The organism is Lentzea flava, from assembly GCF_014648475.1.
GTDB classification, from domain to species: Bacteria; Actinomycetota; Actinomycetes; order Mycobacteriales; family Pseudonocardiaceae; genus Lentzea; species Lentzea flava.
On sequence record NZ_BMRE01000015.1, the window covers coordinates 78108 to 93163 of the forward strand.

At 68.6% G+C, this 15056-nt stretch carries 14 protein-coding genes; 11 read left to right on the forward strand and 3 right to left on the reverse strand.

What is annotated here, in order from left to right; all coding sequences use genetic code 11:
• Positions 1–16: 16 nt before the first annotated feature.
• Positions 17–826: a hypothetical protein gene (locus tag IEZ09_RS19265; protein WP_189255107.1), complete on the reverse strand. Its 810-nt coding sequence runs from the start codon at positions 824–826 to the stop codon at positions 17–19.
• A 153-nt stretch (positions 827–979) separates the two neighbouring features.
• Here IEZ09_RS19265 and IEZ09_RS19270 point away from each other — a divergent pair, with 153 nt between their 5' ends.
• From IEZ09_RS19270 to IEZ09_RS19280, 3 genes are all read left to right on the forward strand, one after another.
• A complete protein-coding gene (locus IEZ09_RS19270) occupies positions 980–2452 on the forward strand; it encodes a CYTH and CHAD domain-containing protein (protein ID WP_189255108.1) in 1473 nt (490 codons plus the stop codon).
• A 271-nt stretch (positions 2453–2723) separates the two neighbouring features.
• Entirely contained in the window at positions 2724–3908 is a 1185-nt protein-coding gene (locus IEZ09_RS19275) for an integrase core domain-containing protein (RefSeq protein ID WP_189255109.1), read from the forward strand.
• Between the two features lie 504 nt (positions 3909–4412).
• The gene (locus IEZ09_RS19280; RefSeq protein WP_308202412.1) at positions 4413–5912 is read left to right on the forward strand and encodes a beta-N-acetylhexosaminidase; all 1500 of its coding nucleotides are present in this window, start codon (positions 4413–4415) and stop codon (positions 5910–5912) included.
• 3 nt (positions 5913–5915) lie between these two features.
• Here the strand turns inward: IEZ09_RS19280 and IEZ09_RS19285 are convergent, their stop codons facing one another.
• Positions 5916–7253, reverse strand: a complete 1338-nt coding sequence (locus IEZ09_RS19285; protein WP_189255110.1) for an aldehyde dehydrogenase family protein — start codon at positions 7251–7253, stop codon at positions 5916–5918.
• A gap of 119 nt (positions 7254–7372) precedes the next feature.
• On the opposite strand from IEZ09_RS19285, the gene IEZ09_RS19290 reads away from it, so the two are divergent.
• Genes IEZ09_RS19290 through IEZ09_RS19325 form a run of 8 tightly spaced genes read left to right on the forward strand, consistent with a single transcriptional unit; the run spans position 7373 to position 13537 of the window.
• Entirely contained in the window at positions 7373–8806 is a 1434-nt protein-coding gene (locus tag IEZ09_RS19290) for a GAF domain-containing protein (RefSeq protein ID WP_502255044.1), read from the forward strand.
• A 58-nt stretch (positions 8807–8864) separates the two neighbouring features.
• Positions 8865–10139, forward strand: coding sequence for an FAD-dependent oxidoreductase (locus tag IEZ09_RS19295; RefSeq protein ID WP_189255112.1), 1275 nt, complete (start codon positions 8865–8867; stop codon positions 10137–10139).
• Positions 10117–10674, forward strand: coding sequence for a ribonuclease FAU-1 family protein (locus tag IEZ09_RS19300; protein WP_189255113.1), 558 nt, complete (start codon positions 10117–10119; stop codon positions 10672–10674). Before IEZ09_RS19295 ends, IEZ09_RS19300 begins: the two co-directional genes overlap by 23 nt.
• Positions 10671–11258, forward strand: coding sequence for a nucleoside/nucleotide kinase family protein (locus IEZ09_RS19305; RefSeq protein ID WP_189255114.1), 588 nt, complete (start codon positions 10671–10673; stop codon positions 11256–11258). Before IEZ09_RS19300 ends, IEZ09_RS19305 begins: the two co-directional genes overlap by 4 nt.
• Before the next feature lie 46 nt (positions 11259–11304).
• Positions 11305–11850, forward strand: a complete 546-nt coding sequence (locus IEZ09_RS19310) for an RNA polymerase sigma factor (protein ID WP_189255115.1) — start codon at positions 11305–11307, stop codon at positions 11848–11850.
• Entirely contained in the window at positions 11847–12584 is a 738-nt protein-coding gene (locus tag IEZ09_RS19315; RefSeq protein WP_189255116.1) for a hypothetical protein, read from the forward strand. The genes IEZ09_RS19310 and IEZ09_RS19315 overlap by 4 nt, the downstream gene beginning before the upstream one ends.
• Positions 12585–12594: 10 nt before the next feature.
• Positions 12595–12879, forward strand: a complete 285-nt coding sequence (locus IEZ09_RS19320) for a DUF6412 domain-containing protein (RefSeq protein ID WP_229812717.1) — start codon at positions 12595–12597, stop codon at positions 12877–12879.
• A gap of 40 nt (positions 12880–12919) precedes the next feature.
• Entirely contained in the window at positions 12920–13537 is a 618-nt protein-coding gene (locus tag IEZ09_RS19325) for a YidC/Oxa1 family membrane protein insertase (protein WP_189255117.1), read from the forward strand.
• On the opposite strand, the gene IEZ09_RS19330 is transcribed toward IEZ09_RS19325, so the two are convergent.
• Complete coding sequence (locus tag IEZ09_RS19330; RefSeq protein WP_189255118.1) at positions 13519–15027, reverse strand: PucR family transcriptional regulator; 1509 nt, start codon at positions 15025–15027, stop codon at positions 13519–13521. The genes IEZ09_RS19325 and IEZ09_RS19330 overlap by 19 nt on opposite strands.
• Positions 15028–15056 lie beyond the last annotated feature (29 nt).

Here is a 15056-nt window from a genome sequence, read left to right on the forward strand (position 1 = left end):
GCGGTTGCAGAAAAGCCTACTGCAGGTGGAACGTGGCGGCCAGCGTCGTGAGCCGGTCGGTGATGTCCGCGTAGACGTTCGTGCGCCGCACCCAGTTCTGGCACCCGCTCGACGCCGACGGAGGCGTCCCGAGCGGCGACACCGCGTCCGTCACGCCGTACTCCAGCCGATACGCGAGCACGGCGATCGCCGACTCGAGCCAGAACGACGGATCCGGCGTGGGGATCTCGCCGAGCCCGACCCGGAACCACACGGGCATCCGCGCGTACTGCCCGAGCGCCTCGGAGATGCGCCGCGCGGCCGCGTCCTTGATCTCCCCGCGAGCCTTGTCCCCGGCGAGCACCGCCTCGGTCCGCCACTCCTCGCTCATGGCGTCCTCATCGGCCGCCAACCGCTCCGCAGCCCTCTTCGCGCTGGCCTCGTTGGCGTTGATCAGCCACTCCATCTGGCGAACCTCGTGCGACAGCGCGTCCCGCTCGAACCGCGGCACCCGCCCACCGTCCAGCTTGGACCGAGCCTCGTCCCGCCGAGCCTTGAGCCCGTCGAACTCGAGCACCTCCTGCTTGAGCTCCACCCGAGCCGGATCGGCCAGGATCTCCTGCTCGGCGTCCCAGGCCTTGCGCAACGCCTCGACCAACGGCGCAACGTCCCCGGTCACCGCGTCCAGGTCCACCAACGGCCCGTCCCCGGCCCCGGACAGCCGCCTCTCCAGCACGGTCAACCGAGCGGTGACGCGTTCCAGCTCCGCCGCCAGCTGACCGACATGACTGATCAAGGTCGCGACCTGCGGCTCGACCACGTCGAGCCGTTCCTTCTCCGTGGGCACGCGCCCAGCGAACCGGACACCACACCCCCGGCCAAGGCACTGATCACCAAATGCACGCATTAGGGGCCGGACTTCCGCCCAGCCGTGGCACCCGCCCCTCACGCACCGTCACCGCGGTGGGTGAACAGCGACAAAACGAGGTATTACTAGTAAATGGCGACCTCCGTTACTGAGACCGAACGCAAGTACGAGGCACCATCGGACGCGAGCCTGCCGGACCTCACGGAGATCACCGGCGTGGCGAGTGGCCCGGAGGAGTTCGACCTGGCCGCCACGTACTACGACACCGACGACTACCGCCTGGCCCGAGCCGGCGTGACCCTCCGCCGTCGCGTGGGCGGCGAAGACGAGGGCTGGCACCTCAAACTCCCCGCAGGCGAAGACTCCCGCCAGGAAGTCCGAGTCCCCCTCGGCCGAGCGGCGAAACAGCCCCCGAAGGACCTCTCCTCCCTGGTCCGAGCCCACACCCGTGGCTCCACCCTGACCCCCGTCGCCGAAATCCACACCAACCGCCGCCGCTGGCAACTGACCAACGGCAACGGCGAACTCCTGGCCGAGGTGGTCGACGACGTGGTGACCGCCCAAACCATGGGCTCCTCGACCACCACCACTTCCTGGCGCGAAATCGAGGTGGAACTGGGCGAGGACGGCGACCGCACCCTCCTCGACACCGTCGAACGCCACCTGGCCGACGCGGGCATCCACCCGTCGTCCTCAAAATCCAAGCTCTCCCAAGTGATCGGCGTGAAACGCGACCCGATCCCCACCGTCGGCAAAAAGGCCACAGCAGGCGAAGTCGTCCTCGCCTACCTCCACGAACAACGCGCGGCCCTGCAAAACCAGGACCCCCGAGTCCGCCGCAACGAGCCCGACGCCGTCCACCAGATGCGCGTGGCCACCCGCCGCATGCGCTCGGCCCTGCAAGCCTTCGGCACAATCGTGGACCGCGAAGCCACCCGCCCTCTGACCGACGAACTGAAGTGGCTCGCCACCGTCCTCGGCACCTCCCGAGACCTGGAAGTCCTCCGAGCCCGCTTCGAAAACGCCCTCCACACCCTCCCCCCGGAGCTGGTGCTCGGCGATGTGGCCGCCCGCCTGACCCGACACTTCGCCCCACTGGAAGCCAAGGCGCACAACGACTCCGTGGCAGCCCTCGACGGCAAGCGCTACCTCGCCCTCCTCAACTCCATCGACACCTTGCTGGCCACCCCACCTCTCACCACACTGGCCTCGGGCAAGGCGAAGGACGTCCTGCCCAAACTCGTGGAAAAGGCCCGCCACCGCCTGGACGTCCGCATCAAAGCCGCCCTGGCAACCAAGAACAGCGACGAACCCCTCCACGAGGCCCGCAAGGCGGCCAAACGCCTCCGCTACTCGGCCGAGGTGGCCGAGCCGGCCCTGGGCAAGCACGCCAAGGCACTGCGAAAGCGAGCCAAGGACGTCCAAACCCTCCTGGGCGAACACCAGGACTCGGTGGTGGCCCGCCCCGTCCTGCTGACCCTGGGCCGAGGCGACGAGAACGGCTTCACCTTCGGCCTGCTGTACGGCCGAGAGGTGGAGTTGGCGCACAAGACCGAGGCAGCACTCCCAGCGTTGTGGCAGAAGCTGAGCAAGGAACACCTCTAACGCCCAGGCAGCCTTCGCAAGGCGAGGCCGCAGGCGAGCCCCAAGCGAAGGCGCAGCCGAGCAGTCCTTGGCATACCGGGCTGGTGGGGTGGGTCCCGTCACGAGTCGTGCCTGATCGTTCGCCGCGCCCAGGGAGGGATGTCAAGCGGGCACGCTTTTCGCCTCTTCAGTCTCAGCTGAGTTGACACAGTTCGTGTCACGGAGCAAGTGACACACCCTGGCTGGGTGATGTTGCGGGGTCTGTCGCCTGATCGGCGTTGTGGTGTCGGCCATGGCGCGGAAAGAGGCGATGATGCGGCTGATGGACGCGATGCATGCCGCCGGGGTGCATATCCCGAACGTGTCGGAGTGGTGCCGGGTCAACGGGGTGGACCGGCGGACCTTCTACCGGCATCGGGCTCGTGCGCTGGCCGAGGGCCAGTGGACGCCTCGATCCCGGCGGCCGAAGACAATCCCGCACGCCACGCCGGAGCTGGTGGTGGCCGAGATCGTGCGGTTGCGCGGCGCTTTGGCTCCGGACAGCGGCGCGGACTACATCCGCGACGCGCTCACCACCCTCGCCGCCGAGCAGGACTGGGCCGGGCAAGGCCTGCGGGTGCCGTCACGGGCCACGATCAACCGAATCCTGGCCCGGCACGACCTGCTCGAATCCAACCCACGCAAACGACCCCGCTCGTCGTGGCGGCGCTTCAGCTACGCCCGGCCGCGCGACTGCTACCAGATCGACGCCACCCAGACCCAGCTCGCCGACGGCACCACCGTGGTCGTCTTCGACGTGCTCGACGACCACAGCAGAATGCTGGTGGCCTGCCACGCCGCCCCCAGCGAGACCAGCCCCGCGGCCACCGCCGCGATCACCGCCGCCTTCGCCGACTACGGCGTGCCCGCAATCGTGCTGTCCGACAACGGATGCGCGTTCACCGCCCGGCGCCTGCGCGACGACGCCGGACCCACCCAGTTCGAACTCGCCGTCACCACCGCCGGCGCCCGGCTGATCCACTCCAGCCCCTACCACCCGCAAACCTGCGGCAAGGTCGAACGCCACCATCAGACCCTCAAGAAATGGCTCGCGCACCAGGCCGCACCCGCCACCCTGGCCGACCTGCAGACACTGCTGGACACCTACCGGACCCGCTACAACACCCGCGCGCACGGCGCGCTCGGCCGCCGCACACCCAAGCACGTCTGGGACCACGCACAACATCACGGCGGCCCCGGTCACCCGCCCGCCCAGACCGACGCCACCGTCCACCGCCTCACCGTCGACCGCCGCGGCGTCGTCAGCATCGGCAGGAAACTGACGTTCCGCGTCGGATCACACCACGCAGGCCACGCCATCACCCTCATCCGCGACCTCGACCGCGTCACCGCCTACACCAGCGACGGCCATCCGATCGGCTACATCCACCTCGACCACACCAAGCACTACCAAGGCACAGTCATCCCGGCCGCCTAACCTTGTGTCACAACAACCGAGACAAAACCGCGGCAGATCACCCGAGACACGACAGGCACGCTTTTCGCCCGCTTGACATCCCTCCCTGGGCGTGGCTCGCTCCGGTACGGCTCGTGACGGGACACGCCCCACCCGGAACGCAACCACCTACGCAACAGCAAGCCGCCCAACGCAACCGGCGTGCCATCAACCCGCCCGCGGCGCTGGTGGGTCTTTGATCAGATTGGCGGGGTCTGGGGCGGAGCCCCAGAAATCAACCGGCACATACGCACGCAACAGCACCACCTACGGACAACAAACAGGAAGACGCCAACGCACCAGGGGGACGACCTACGGACCCCATGCGCCCCCCATTGGTCTAAACCTTGACACCCCACCCCACCACCTGAAACGGTAACGATTCGCCGCCACCAAGGTCCCCCCTTGCCCTGGAGGATTGGCGTGACATCAATCCGAGTGCCAGCAGCACTCACAGCGCTGGTGATCGCCGCATCAGGAGTCCTGGTGACCAACCCAGCAGCAGAAGCCGCAACCTCCCTGCAGGAACTGGTCCCCCAACCAGCCCAGCTGCAACCAAGATCAGACTCCTTCACCCTGACCACGAACGCCAGGATCCAACTGACCACGGAAGAGGCCCGCAAACCAGCGGAACTCCTGGCAGGCATCCTCCGCCCGTCCACCGGGTTCGCTCTCCCGATCACCCCAGGCGTGTCCGGCGACGGCATCGTCCTCACCACAGGCGCAGACCCGAAAACCGGCCAAGAGGGCTACCAGCTGGACGTGACCCCGAAGCAAGTCATCATCCGAGCCAACACAACAGCAGGCCACTTCAACGGCATAGCAACCCTCCGCCAACTCCTCCCGGCAAAGGCGGAGGCGAAGACCAAGCAGCCGGCCCCCTGGACCGTCCCGGGCGCCAGCATCCTGGACTACCCGAGGTACCACCACCGAGGCGCCATGCTCGACGTGAGCCGCCACTTCTTCACCCCGGACCAGGTGAAGCGCTACATAGACCAAATCGCGGCGTTCAAAATCAACTACTTCCACCTCCACCTGTCCGACGACCAGGGCTGGCGCCTGGAGATCAAGAGCTGGCCGGACCTCACGAAAATCGGCGGCAGCACAGAGGTGGGTGGCCGCAAGGGCAACCTGTACTACACCCAGGACCAGTACAAGGACCTGATCACGTACGCGGCCAACCGCGGCATCACGGTGATCCCGGAGTTCGACATGCCGGGCCACACCAACGCGGCCCAGGCGAGCTACGGCGAGCTGAACTGCGACGGCAAGAAGCGCCCGCTCTACACCGGCACGGACGTCGGTTTCTCCTCGCTCTGCATCAGCAAGGAGATCACGTACAAGTTCATCGACGACGTGGTCAGGGAAGTCTCCGCGATCACCCCGGGCCAGTACTTCCACATCGGCGGCGACGAGGCCCACAGCACGCCCGACGCCGACTACGTCAAGTTCATGGAACGGGTTCTGCCGATCGTGAAGAAGTACGGCAAGACCACCACGGGCTGGCACGAGTTCATCAAGACCACCAAGGACACCGCGCTGGTGCCGCAGTTCTGGGGCACCACGACGTCCGACGCCAACGTGGCCGCGGCGGCCCAGCGCGGCCACAAGGTCCTGATGTCGCCGGCGAACCGGCTCTACCTCGACATGAAGTACAACAAGAACACCAAGCTCGGCCTGAACTGGGCGGGCTACGTCGAGGTCAAGGACGCCTACAACTGGAACCCCGGCGCGTACCTCAACGGCGTGACGGAAGCGTCGGTCCGCGGCGTGGAGGCTCCACTGTGGACGGAGACCATCCGGACGAACGCCGACATCGAGCAGATGGCGTTCCCGCGCCTGCCGGTGGCCGCCGAGCTCGGCTGGGCGCCGGCAAGCGTGCACAACTGGGGGCACTTCGCGCCACGGCTGGGTGCGCAGGCTCCGCGGTGGAAGGTCCAGGGCATCAACTACTACGCGAGCAGCCAGGTGCCCTGGAAGAAGTAGGTCCTAGAAGTAGCCCTGCGCGCGGTCGGAGTAGCTGACCAGCAGGTGCTTCACGCGGCGGTACTCGGCGAGCGCCGCGGTGTTCGCCGGGTACGCGTAGTAGTTGTTGACCCACACCCGCTCGGCGGTGAGCTCCTGGCCGACGTTGTGCGCCAGCGCGACGTCGCGGCTCCAGATGCCGGCGCCGAGCTGGGCGGTGGCCTCGTTGGCGATCTTCACCGCGTCGTCGCGATCGTCGAACCTCGTCACCGAGACGATCGGGCCGAGCACCTCTCCGGAGAACACGGCGGAGCGGTGGTCGCCCTCGAAGATCGTGGGCTGGACGTAGTGGCCGGAGGCCTCGCCGCCGGTCACCAGCCGCGCGCCCTCGGCCTTGCCGCGCTCGATGTAGGCGAGGACGCGGTCGCGCTGCCGCAACGACACCATCGCGCCGACCATCGTGTCGGTGTCGAGCGGGTCGCCGGATGTGAGCTGCTCGGTGCGCTGGGTCGCGAGGTGCAGCAGCTCCTCGTAGACGCCGGTCTGGATCAGCGCGCGGGACGGAGCCGTGGAGACCTCGCCCTGGTTCGCCGCGAACATCGCGAAGCCCTCGAGGGCCTTGTCGAGGAAGTTGTCGCGTTGCGCGGCCACGTCGGCGAAGAAGATGTTCGGGCAGCGGCCGGCCACGACCGGGTGATCTTCGGATCCGGTGACGACGTTCACCACACCGGGCGGCAGCAGGTCCGCGATGACGTCGAGCAGGACGTGGATCGACGCGGGCGTCTGCAGTGCGGGCTCCAGCACCACGGCGTTGCCGGCGGCGAGCGCGGGGGCGAGCACGCGGCCCGCGTTCATCAGCGGGAAGGTCCAGGAGAGCCGTTCGTGCACCACGCCGAGCGGCTGGAACGAGCGGTAGTCGCAGGTGTCGCGGCCGACCTGCTCGACCTCGCCGACCTCGGTGCGGATGGCGGCGGCGAACTGGCGGAACTGCTCGATCAGCAGCGGGACGTCGGCGACCAGGGCCTCGCGGACCGGCTTGCCGTTGTCCCACGTCTCGGCGACCGCGAGCTCCGTCGCGTGCTCCTCCACCCGGTCCGCGATCTCGCCCAGGACCGTGGCGCGCTCGCGGGCCGTGGTGCGTCCCCACGACCGCGCTGCTCCGCTGGCCGCGTGCAGCGCGCGGGCCCGGTCGGCGTCGGTACCGCGGGCGACCTCGGTGAACACCTCACCCGTCACCGGCGTGACGTTCTCGACGTACTCGCCGGAGACGGGCGGCACGTGGTCACCGCCGATGAAGTGGTCGTACCTCTGCCGGTACGCGACCACGCTGCCGGGCTGACCCGGTGCCGCGTACTGCGTCATTCTCGACTCCCGTGGATGAACGGCCCGCTGAACCGTTGAGGTGCAGCAGGTGAGAAAGTAGGCAGCAGAACGTTGCATGCTCGTTGCAAGCCGTGGATGGACCAGTGACCCACGACCCCGTGCAACACGCACTGTTGCTGAGTCGCGTCAGAGATGCCGTGTTGAGTGGTACTCGCACGGCGAATTCGCCACGCTCGGTGATTTCCGCGTCGTGGCAACGGTCACTCGCCGCCAACGTCGATCCCGACCTGCACACCGCGCCCACCGTGTTCGCCGCCGACGAGCTTCCCGGCCTGCGGGAGCGGCATCCGCTGCACCAGAGCCTGCCGGTGCTGCGCGAGACCCTGCTCGGCTTCGCGGAAGAGGCAGGGCACATCATGATCGTCGCGGACGCGCAGGGCCACATCCTGTGGTGCGAGGGCGCGCACGACACCCGCACGAGCGCGGAGGACGTCGGCCTCGCGGAGGGAACGCGCTGGTCGGAGGACGCCGCGGGGACGAACGGCATGGGCACTGCGCTCGCCACGAACTCGGCCGTCACGGTCCACTCCGCCGAGCACCTCGTGCGGACATACCACCGCTGGACCTGCGCGGCGAGCCCGATCCGCGACCCGGACACCGGCACGACGATCGGTGTCGTCGACCTCAGCGGCCCGATCCAGACCGTCCACCCCTCGATGGTGGCGCTGGTGTCCGCGTCGGCCCGGCTCGCCGAGTCGGAGATGCTCACCAGGATGCACGCGCAGGACGAGGAGCTGCGGGCGCGCAACATGCGGCACCTGATCGCGTTGCGCGGCGAGCCGGGCGCGCTGCTCAGCCCCACCGGCCGGGTCGTCGCGGTCGAGCCGTACGGACTGCTGCCCGCCCGCGTCGACGTCTCCAGCGACCGGCTGCGGCTGCCGGACGGCCGTGAGGCGCTGCTGGAGCCGCTCGCCCAGGGCTACCTGCTCAGGGTGCCGAGGCAGCGGCACGTGCGACGCTCGGTGCTGTCGCTGTCGTTCCTGCTGCAGGAGCCGAAGGTCGTGCTGGACGGCCGCGAGGTGCCGATCTCGTTGCGGCACGCGGAGATCCTGTGCGCGCTGGCGTTGCACGGGCGGCTGTCGGCCGACCAGCTCGCGTTGCGGCTCTACGGCGAGCGCGGCAACCCCACGACCGTACGCGCGGAGCTGCACAGGCTGCGGGCGCAGCTGGGCGCCAATGTGCTCACGACCAGGCCGTACGGGCTGACGGCGGACGTCGAGGCCGACTTCCTCGCCGTGCGCGCGGCGCTCAAGGAGGGCGACGTCAAGCTGGCCGCCTCCCGCTACCGCGGCGCCCTGCTCCCCCGGTCCGAGGCGCCGTTCGTGCTGGCCGAGCGGGACGAGCTGGCGAGCGGCGTGCGCAAGGCGGTCCTGTCGCGCGGTGACGCGAACGCGCTGTGGACGTTCACCCAGACCGACTCCGGCGAACACGACTGGGAGGCACTGGAACAGCTGGTCAGGCTGCTGCCGCCGAACGACGTGCGGACCGCGATCGCGAACGCGCGGATGCGGAGACTCAGTCAGGAGGATTGACAAGAGTCTCAGGAACTGAATATCTTCCCAACTAAGAGACTTAGTGGGGAGGATTCTCATGCGCGTACTCATCATCGGAGCGGGGACCGGGGGCCTGTGCCTGGCGCACGGGTTGAAGAAGGCCGGCGTGGACGTGGCGTTGTTCGAACGCGACCGCACGCCGCGCAGCATGCTGATCGGCTACCGGGTCGGGATCAGCCCGGACGGCAGCAAGGCGCTGCACAGCTGCCTGCCGCCGGACGTGTTCGCCGAGTTCGTCCGCACCACCGCCCGCCCGGCCACGCGGATCAACATGCGGACGGAGAAGTACAAGGAGCTGCTGGTCGCCGACATCCCGCAGGCCCGCAACCCCGCCCACCGCGAGAACTCGGTCAGCCGGATCGCGATGCGGACGGCCCTGCTGAAGGGCCTGGAGGACGTCGTCCGGTTCGACAAGACGTTCACGCACTTCAGCCGCAACGACGACGGCTCGGTGACCGCGTTCTTCGACGACGGCACGTCCGAGACCGGCGACGTGCTGGTGGGTGCGGACGGCGCGCAGTCCAAGGTGCGCAAGCAGTACCTGCCGCACGCGAAGGTCGTGGACTCCGGCATCACGACGATCGCGGCCAAGCTGCCGTTGACACCGGAGAACGTGAAGCTGCTGCCGCCTCAGGCCGACGGTGCTGTCACGTTGCTGTACGCGCCGAAGGGCGCGTTCGTGATCATCCACGTGATGCGGTTCGACGGCAAGGGCGTGGAAGACGACTACATCATGTGGGGTTACGCGGCCTCGCACGACAAGTTCCCGGACCTGAAGGGCATGGACGGGGAGCAGCTCAAGCAGGTCGTGCTGGACCTGACGCCGAAGTTCCACCCGAACCTGCGCGAACTGTTCCGGCGCGGCAACCCCGAGACGGCGTTCCAGATCAAGGTCCGCACGTCGGAGCCGCTGCAGCCGTGGGAGTCGAGCAACGTCACGCTGATCGGCGACTCGGTGCACCTGATGACGCCCGGCCGCGGCATCGGGGCCAACACCGCGCTGCGGGACGCCGAACTGCTGTGCCGCAAGCTCACCGAGGCCCACCACGGCAAGGACGTCGTGCAGGCGATCTCCGAGTACGAGAAGGAGATGATCAGGTACGGGTTCGAGGCCGTGCAGTCGTCGCGCGAGCAGATGGACGGCAACGGCGCGATCCACAAGCCGGTCATCGGACGGGTCGTGCTGGCGTTCTTCCGCACGTTCCTGCGGGTCACGAACGCGCTGCCGCCGCTCAAGCGCCGGATGATGGCCAGGGACATGGCCGAACGTGATCACGTAGATTCAGCGCATGAGGTGGTTCACGCCGGGTGAGGTGGTCGTGCGGCGGGAGGTGCTGCACGGCAAGGTCTGGTCCGAGATGCCGACCAGGGTGGTCGTCGACGAGCCCGGCCTGCTCGCGGTGTTCGTGGAACCGGGCACCAGGCTCACCTACCCCGACCACCACCACCCGCACCCGTGGGACAAGCCCGATCGCGGGTTCTGGCGAGGGCACGGCAAGCTCATGCTGCACCGGCCCCAGGACGCCTACTCGGTCGACCTGTTCTGGAAGGGCGACGACCGGGTCTTCGGCAACTACTACCTGAACCTGCAGGCTCCCTACCGCCGCACGTCCGACGGCTTCGAGACGCTCGACCACGCACTGGACTACACGATGGCGCCGGACGGCACGTGGGCGCAGCGCGACCTCGACGAGTTCGAGGAGCAGGTCGCGTCCGGCAAGTACTCGGCGGAGGAAGCCGAGGCGATCCGGGCGGAGGGCCACAAGATCGAGAAGATGCTGGCGTCCGGCGAGATCTGGTGGGACACGGCCTGGGCGGACTGGCACCCTCCTGCGGAGTGGCGGTGAAGGTCAGGCCGCTCACCTTCGACACGCTGGTCTCCGAGATCGTCGGCAGGGTGTCGGCTCTGCCGGGCCGGGTGCGGGTGCTGATCGACGGAGCGCCCGCGGCCGAGCCGGGCAAGCTCGCGGACGCGGTCGTGGAACCGTTGCGCGCCCTCGGTCGCGCGGTGCAGCGGGTGTCCACTGAGGACTTCCTGCGGCCGGCGTCGGTGCGGCTGGAACACGGCCGCACCGACCCGTACTCCTACCGGCACGACTGGTTCGACTTCCACGGACTGCAACGCGAGGTGCTCGACCCGGCGATGGACGGCAAGGTGCTGCCGTCGTTGTGGAACGCGGCCACCGACAGGGCCAGCCGCGCCGAGTACGTGGACGTGCCGGAGAACGGTGTGGTGATCGTCGACGGCACGTTGCTGCTGGACCGCTGGCTGCCAGCGGAGCTCACCGTGCACCTGTGGCTCTCCCCCGGCGCGCTCAAGCGCAAGACCGCCGAGCAGTGGACGCTGCCGGCGTTCGACGACTACGAGCCGGTGGCGGACCTTTTCGTGCGCTACGACCACCCGGATCGGCCGGGTCTGGTCGAATCGTGAACCACTCCTCCCCCTGCGGACATAAGCGGGGCAGAGAGGAGGGTCCGTGACCGACGAAGAACTCTGGGGGCAGGTCCGGGCGGGTGAGAGCGAGGCGTTCGGGCGGCTGTTCGAACGCCACGCCCAAGCCGTGTTCGCCTACTGCCTGCGCCGCACCGGCACGTGGACGGTCGCCGAGGACCTGGTGTCCGTGGTGTTCATGGAGACGTGGCGCAAACGCACGTCCGTGACGGTCGAGGAGTCCCTGCTGCCGTGGTTGTACACAGTCGCGCTCAACGTCACCCGCAACCACCAGCGCGCTCGAACGCGGTACAGGGCCGCACTTGGCAAGGTTCCGCCGCACGGCGCGCACGACGACCACGCCGATGACGTGGCACGACGGGTGGACGCCGAATCCAGGACCAGAGCGGTGATCGCCGAGCTGGAGAAGCTGCCCGCCGGGGATCGGGAGGTGCTGGAGATGTCCGCGTGGTCGGACCTGAGCCAGGCGCAGATCGCCCGGGTGCTGGGCATCCCGGTCGGCACGGTGAAGTCCCGACTCGCTCGCGCGCAACGCACCGTGCGTGGCGCATTGGTTGAGGAGGCACTGTGAACACAACGCCTGGGAACATCACGCCCGACATCCCGCAGCTCGACCCGATGCGGCTGCAAGCCCGCAAACACGCTCTGCTGAACGAGATCAGCACGAAGCCGTCCCGTCGCTGGTGGCGGTTCGCCGTGCCCGCGACCACCCTCGTGGCCGCCGTGGCCGCGACGCTGGTGCTGTGGACGCCGACGAATCCGAACGCCTACGCGTCGTGGACCGCTGAGCCGAGGGCGCCCGGCGACCTGGCACCCGTGCTCGCGGACTGCGGGAAGAGGCTCGACCAGCACGACGTGGACAGGGGCGTGAACGGGCCGGACTGGCCGGCTCCCCGTGAGGTGTCGGTCGTCGACTGGCGCGGAGACATGACGATGGTGCTGTACACCGGTCCGCAGTCCGAGTCGCTGTGCATGCGGACGCCGAAAGGCGTCGCCATGAGCGACCACGGGAACGTCAAGGGCCGCGAGCCGCTCGGCGACCGGCTGTTCGCCGACTTCGCCCCGCAAATGGGCATGACCGACGTGCACACCGGCAGCAGCGTGCAGTTCCTGACCGGCCGGGTGAGCCCGAAGGTCGGCAAGGTGGTCATCGGCACCCAGGACGGGCTGAAGGTGACCGCGACCGTCGACAACGGCTGGGTCGTCGCGTGGTGGCCGAGCCTGGGCAAGCCGGAGCACGTCGAGCTGTACGACGAAGCAGGCGGCGTTCTGCAGACTGCCCCGATCCCGGTTCGCGTTCGGTAGGCTGCAAGGCATGTTGCGGCCGGAGACCAGGACCCGAGCGATGCTGATGCTCGCGGTCTTCCTGCCTGCCCTCTACGCCTTCACGTTGTTCTCGTCGCCGACCGAGGTCGTCGCGGCCGTGACCGCGCTCGCCCTCGCGCTGATCGTGATCGTCTCGCTGGTGCCGCTCTCGGTGGCACCAGCGCGGTCGCTGTCGATCCGGGAACGAGCACAGCGATCAGCCCAGCTGCGCCTGCGCAACCCTGACGCCGCAGGCAGGCCCCGTCCTCGAGCACCGGGATGCGGGACGTTCTGACGTCCCGCCCAAATCCCAACTCGATACGGAGAAACGACCCTTGTTCGCTGACCTGGGCGCTGCCCTGGCGAGCTTCGGCATGCCCGCGCTCGCCATCGTTCTGTTCACCATGGCGGTGCGGCTGATGCTGCACCCGCTGGCCCGCGCGGCCGTGCGCGGCGAGAAGGCCAAGGCCAAGCTCGCCCCGGAGATCCAGAAGCTGCAGAAGAAGTACGGCAAGGACCTCGTTCGGTTCTCGGAGGAGTCGCAGAAGGTCTACAAGGCCAACGGCGTCTCGATGTTCGCGGGCATGCTCCCGATGCTCGCGACGATGCCGTTCTTCATGGTCATGTACCAGATCGTCACGACCCCCAACCCCCTCCTGGAGGGGACGATTTTCGGGGTTTCGCTCAGTGCTCACTTCACGAGCAGTTTCGCCTGGGTGTTCTTCGTGCTGTTCGGGCTGCTCGCCGTGGTGGCCTACCTGACCGTGAAGTGGCAGCAGTCGCGGATGACCACCACGCCCACGCCGGGGTTCATGACCGGGCTGATCAAGGTGCTGCCGTTCGGGACGATCCTGGTCGCGGCCTACCTGCCGCTGGCGGCAGGGCTCTACCTGCTCACCACGACGACGTGGACGATCGCGGAACGCGCGCTGCTCTACCGCATCCTGAGCTGAAGCTGGGCGATGAGCCGCACCAGCGGGTCGTCCAGGTCGAGGTCGATGCGCTTGAGCCGGTACCGCAACGTGTTGGGGTGGACGTGAAGCCGTTCCGCGGCGGCTCGCACGTCGCCCAGCGCGTCCAGGTAGGCGAGCAACGACTTCGCGAGCTCCGGGTCGAGCGCGTCGATCCGGGGATCGCGGATCCGGGGATTGTCCTGCAGCAGGGCCAGGATCTCGCTCACCAGCACCTGCGAGCGGACGTCGGCGAGCGTCGCGACCTCGGCGTCGAGGTCGCGCGCCATCGCGTCGAGCACGCGTTCGGCCTCCTGCCGCGAGATCTGCGCGTCGTCCAATGTGGACACCGTGGAGCCGACCGCCGCCTGGACGGACGTGTGCAGGTGCCGCCTGGCCGTGTGCACGATTTCGCGTGTCAGGTTCAGGAGCTGGGCGTTCGGGGCGAGGTCGGGGAGCAGCACGTAGGTGCGGCCGCCGGACTCGCTGACCAGGGCGCTGCGCCGGTACGCCGCCGCGTGCACGGAGATCAGGCCGGTCATCTCGGCGCGGCGCAGCTCGTGTTCGCTGCGGTCGCCTTCGCCGCCGCGGAGTGCGAAAACCACCACGGCGGCGGGTTTCTTCGGGTCGGCGCCGATCTGGCCGGCGACGGTGGCGGCGTCCATCCGGCCGGTGAGCAGCGCGGCGAGGAGGTTCTCGCGGAACCGCGACGTCGGCTGGTTGCGCTGCTGGATGAGGTGCGGGGCGGTGACGCGGGCCGCGCCGAGCAACGCCCGTTCCGCCTGCTCGGTCAGCGGCTGGTCGCCCTCCTGCACCCAGATCGTGCCGAGCGGTTGCGAACCCGCGTGGATGCCGACGGCGATGCGGCGGCGGATGCCGAGCTCGGGGCGTTCGTCGATCCGCACGACCTCTTCCGACGAGCGCAGCAGGTTGTAGACGCCCCACTCGCGCAGCATCTTCAGGTACGGCTCGGGGCCCTGCCGCCCGAGGATGGAGAGCCTGCGCAGTTCGTCGACCTCGTCGGACGAGCGGGAGTAGGCCAGCACGCGGCTCGCGGTGTCCTCGATGCTGACGATGCCGCCGGTCAGCGTCGCAATCGTTTGCGCGAGGGCGAACAGGTCGCCGAGGACCTCGCCGTCGTCGGTCGTGGTCGTGAGCACACCCTTGGCGAGCGACTCCAGGTGCCCCCACCGAACCTCGGGACGGACCTCCAGCAGCGCCACACCCGCGTCGATCGCGGCCTGTTCAAGCGCTTGAGAGCTTTCCTTGACCGCGACAGCCGCGGCTTTCGCCCGGCCAGCCGCTCTGATCAGCGGCAATGCGGCCCGGCCACGCGCGCCGATGATCAAGGCGAAGTCTCCGGCAGCCACGTCCGGCGGGTCGTCCGGATCCACGATCACGACATCGCGCACGTCGACTTCCAGGCCGTTCGGTGCGACCTGCAGTTCGACGAGTGGATCGCCCAGCGCGATCAGGATGTGCCTGAGACTCATGGTTGTTCGATCGTACATCTGACCCTGCC

Bases quoted from the DNA above. Each gene is read 5' to 3' on its own strand.
- IEZ09_RS19270 (WP_189255108.1), top strand. From the start codon at position 980: ATGGCGACCTCCGTTACTGAGACCGAACGCAAGTACGAGGCACCATCG.
- IEZ09_RS19285 (WP_189255110.1), bottom strand. From the start codon at position 7,253: ATGACGCAGTACGCGGCACCGGGTCAGCCCGGCAGCGTGGTCGCGTAC.
- IEZ09_RS19320 (WP_229812717.1), top strand. From the start codon at position 12,595: ATGTTGCGGCCGGAGACCAGGACCCGAGCGATGCTGATGCTCGCGGTC.
- IEZ09_RS19330 (WP_189255118.1), bottom strand. From the start codon at position 15,027: ATGAGTCTCAGGCACATCCTGATCGCGCTGGGCGATCCACTCGTCGAA.
- IEZ09_RS19300 (WP_189255113.1), top strand. From the start codon at position 10,117: ATGAGGTGGTTCACGCCGGGTGAGGTGGTCGTGCGGCGGGAGGTGCTG.
- IEZ09_RS19295 (WP_189255112.1), top strand. From the start codon at position 8,865: ATGCGCGTACTCATCATCGGAGCGGGGACCGGGGGCCTGTGCCTGGCG.
- IEZ09_RS19275 (WP_189255109.1), top strand. From the start codon at position 2,724: ATGGCGCGGAAAGAGGCGATGATGCGGCTGATGGACGCGATGCATGCC.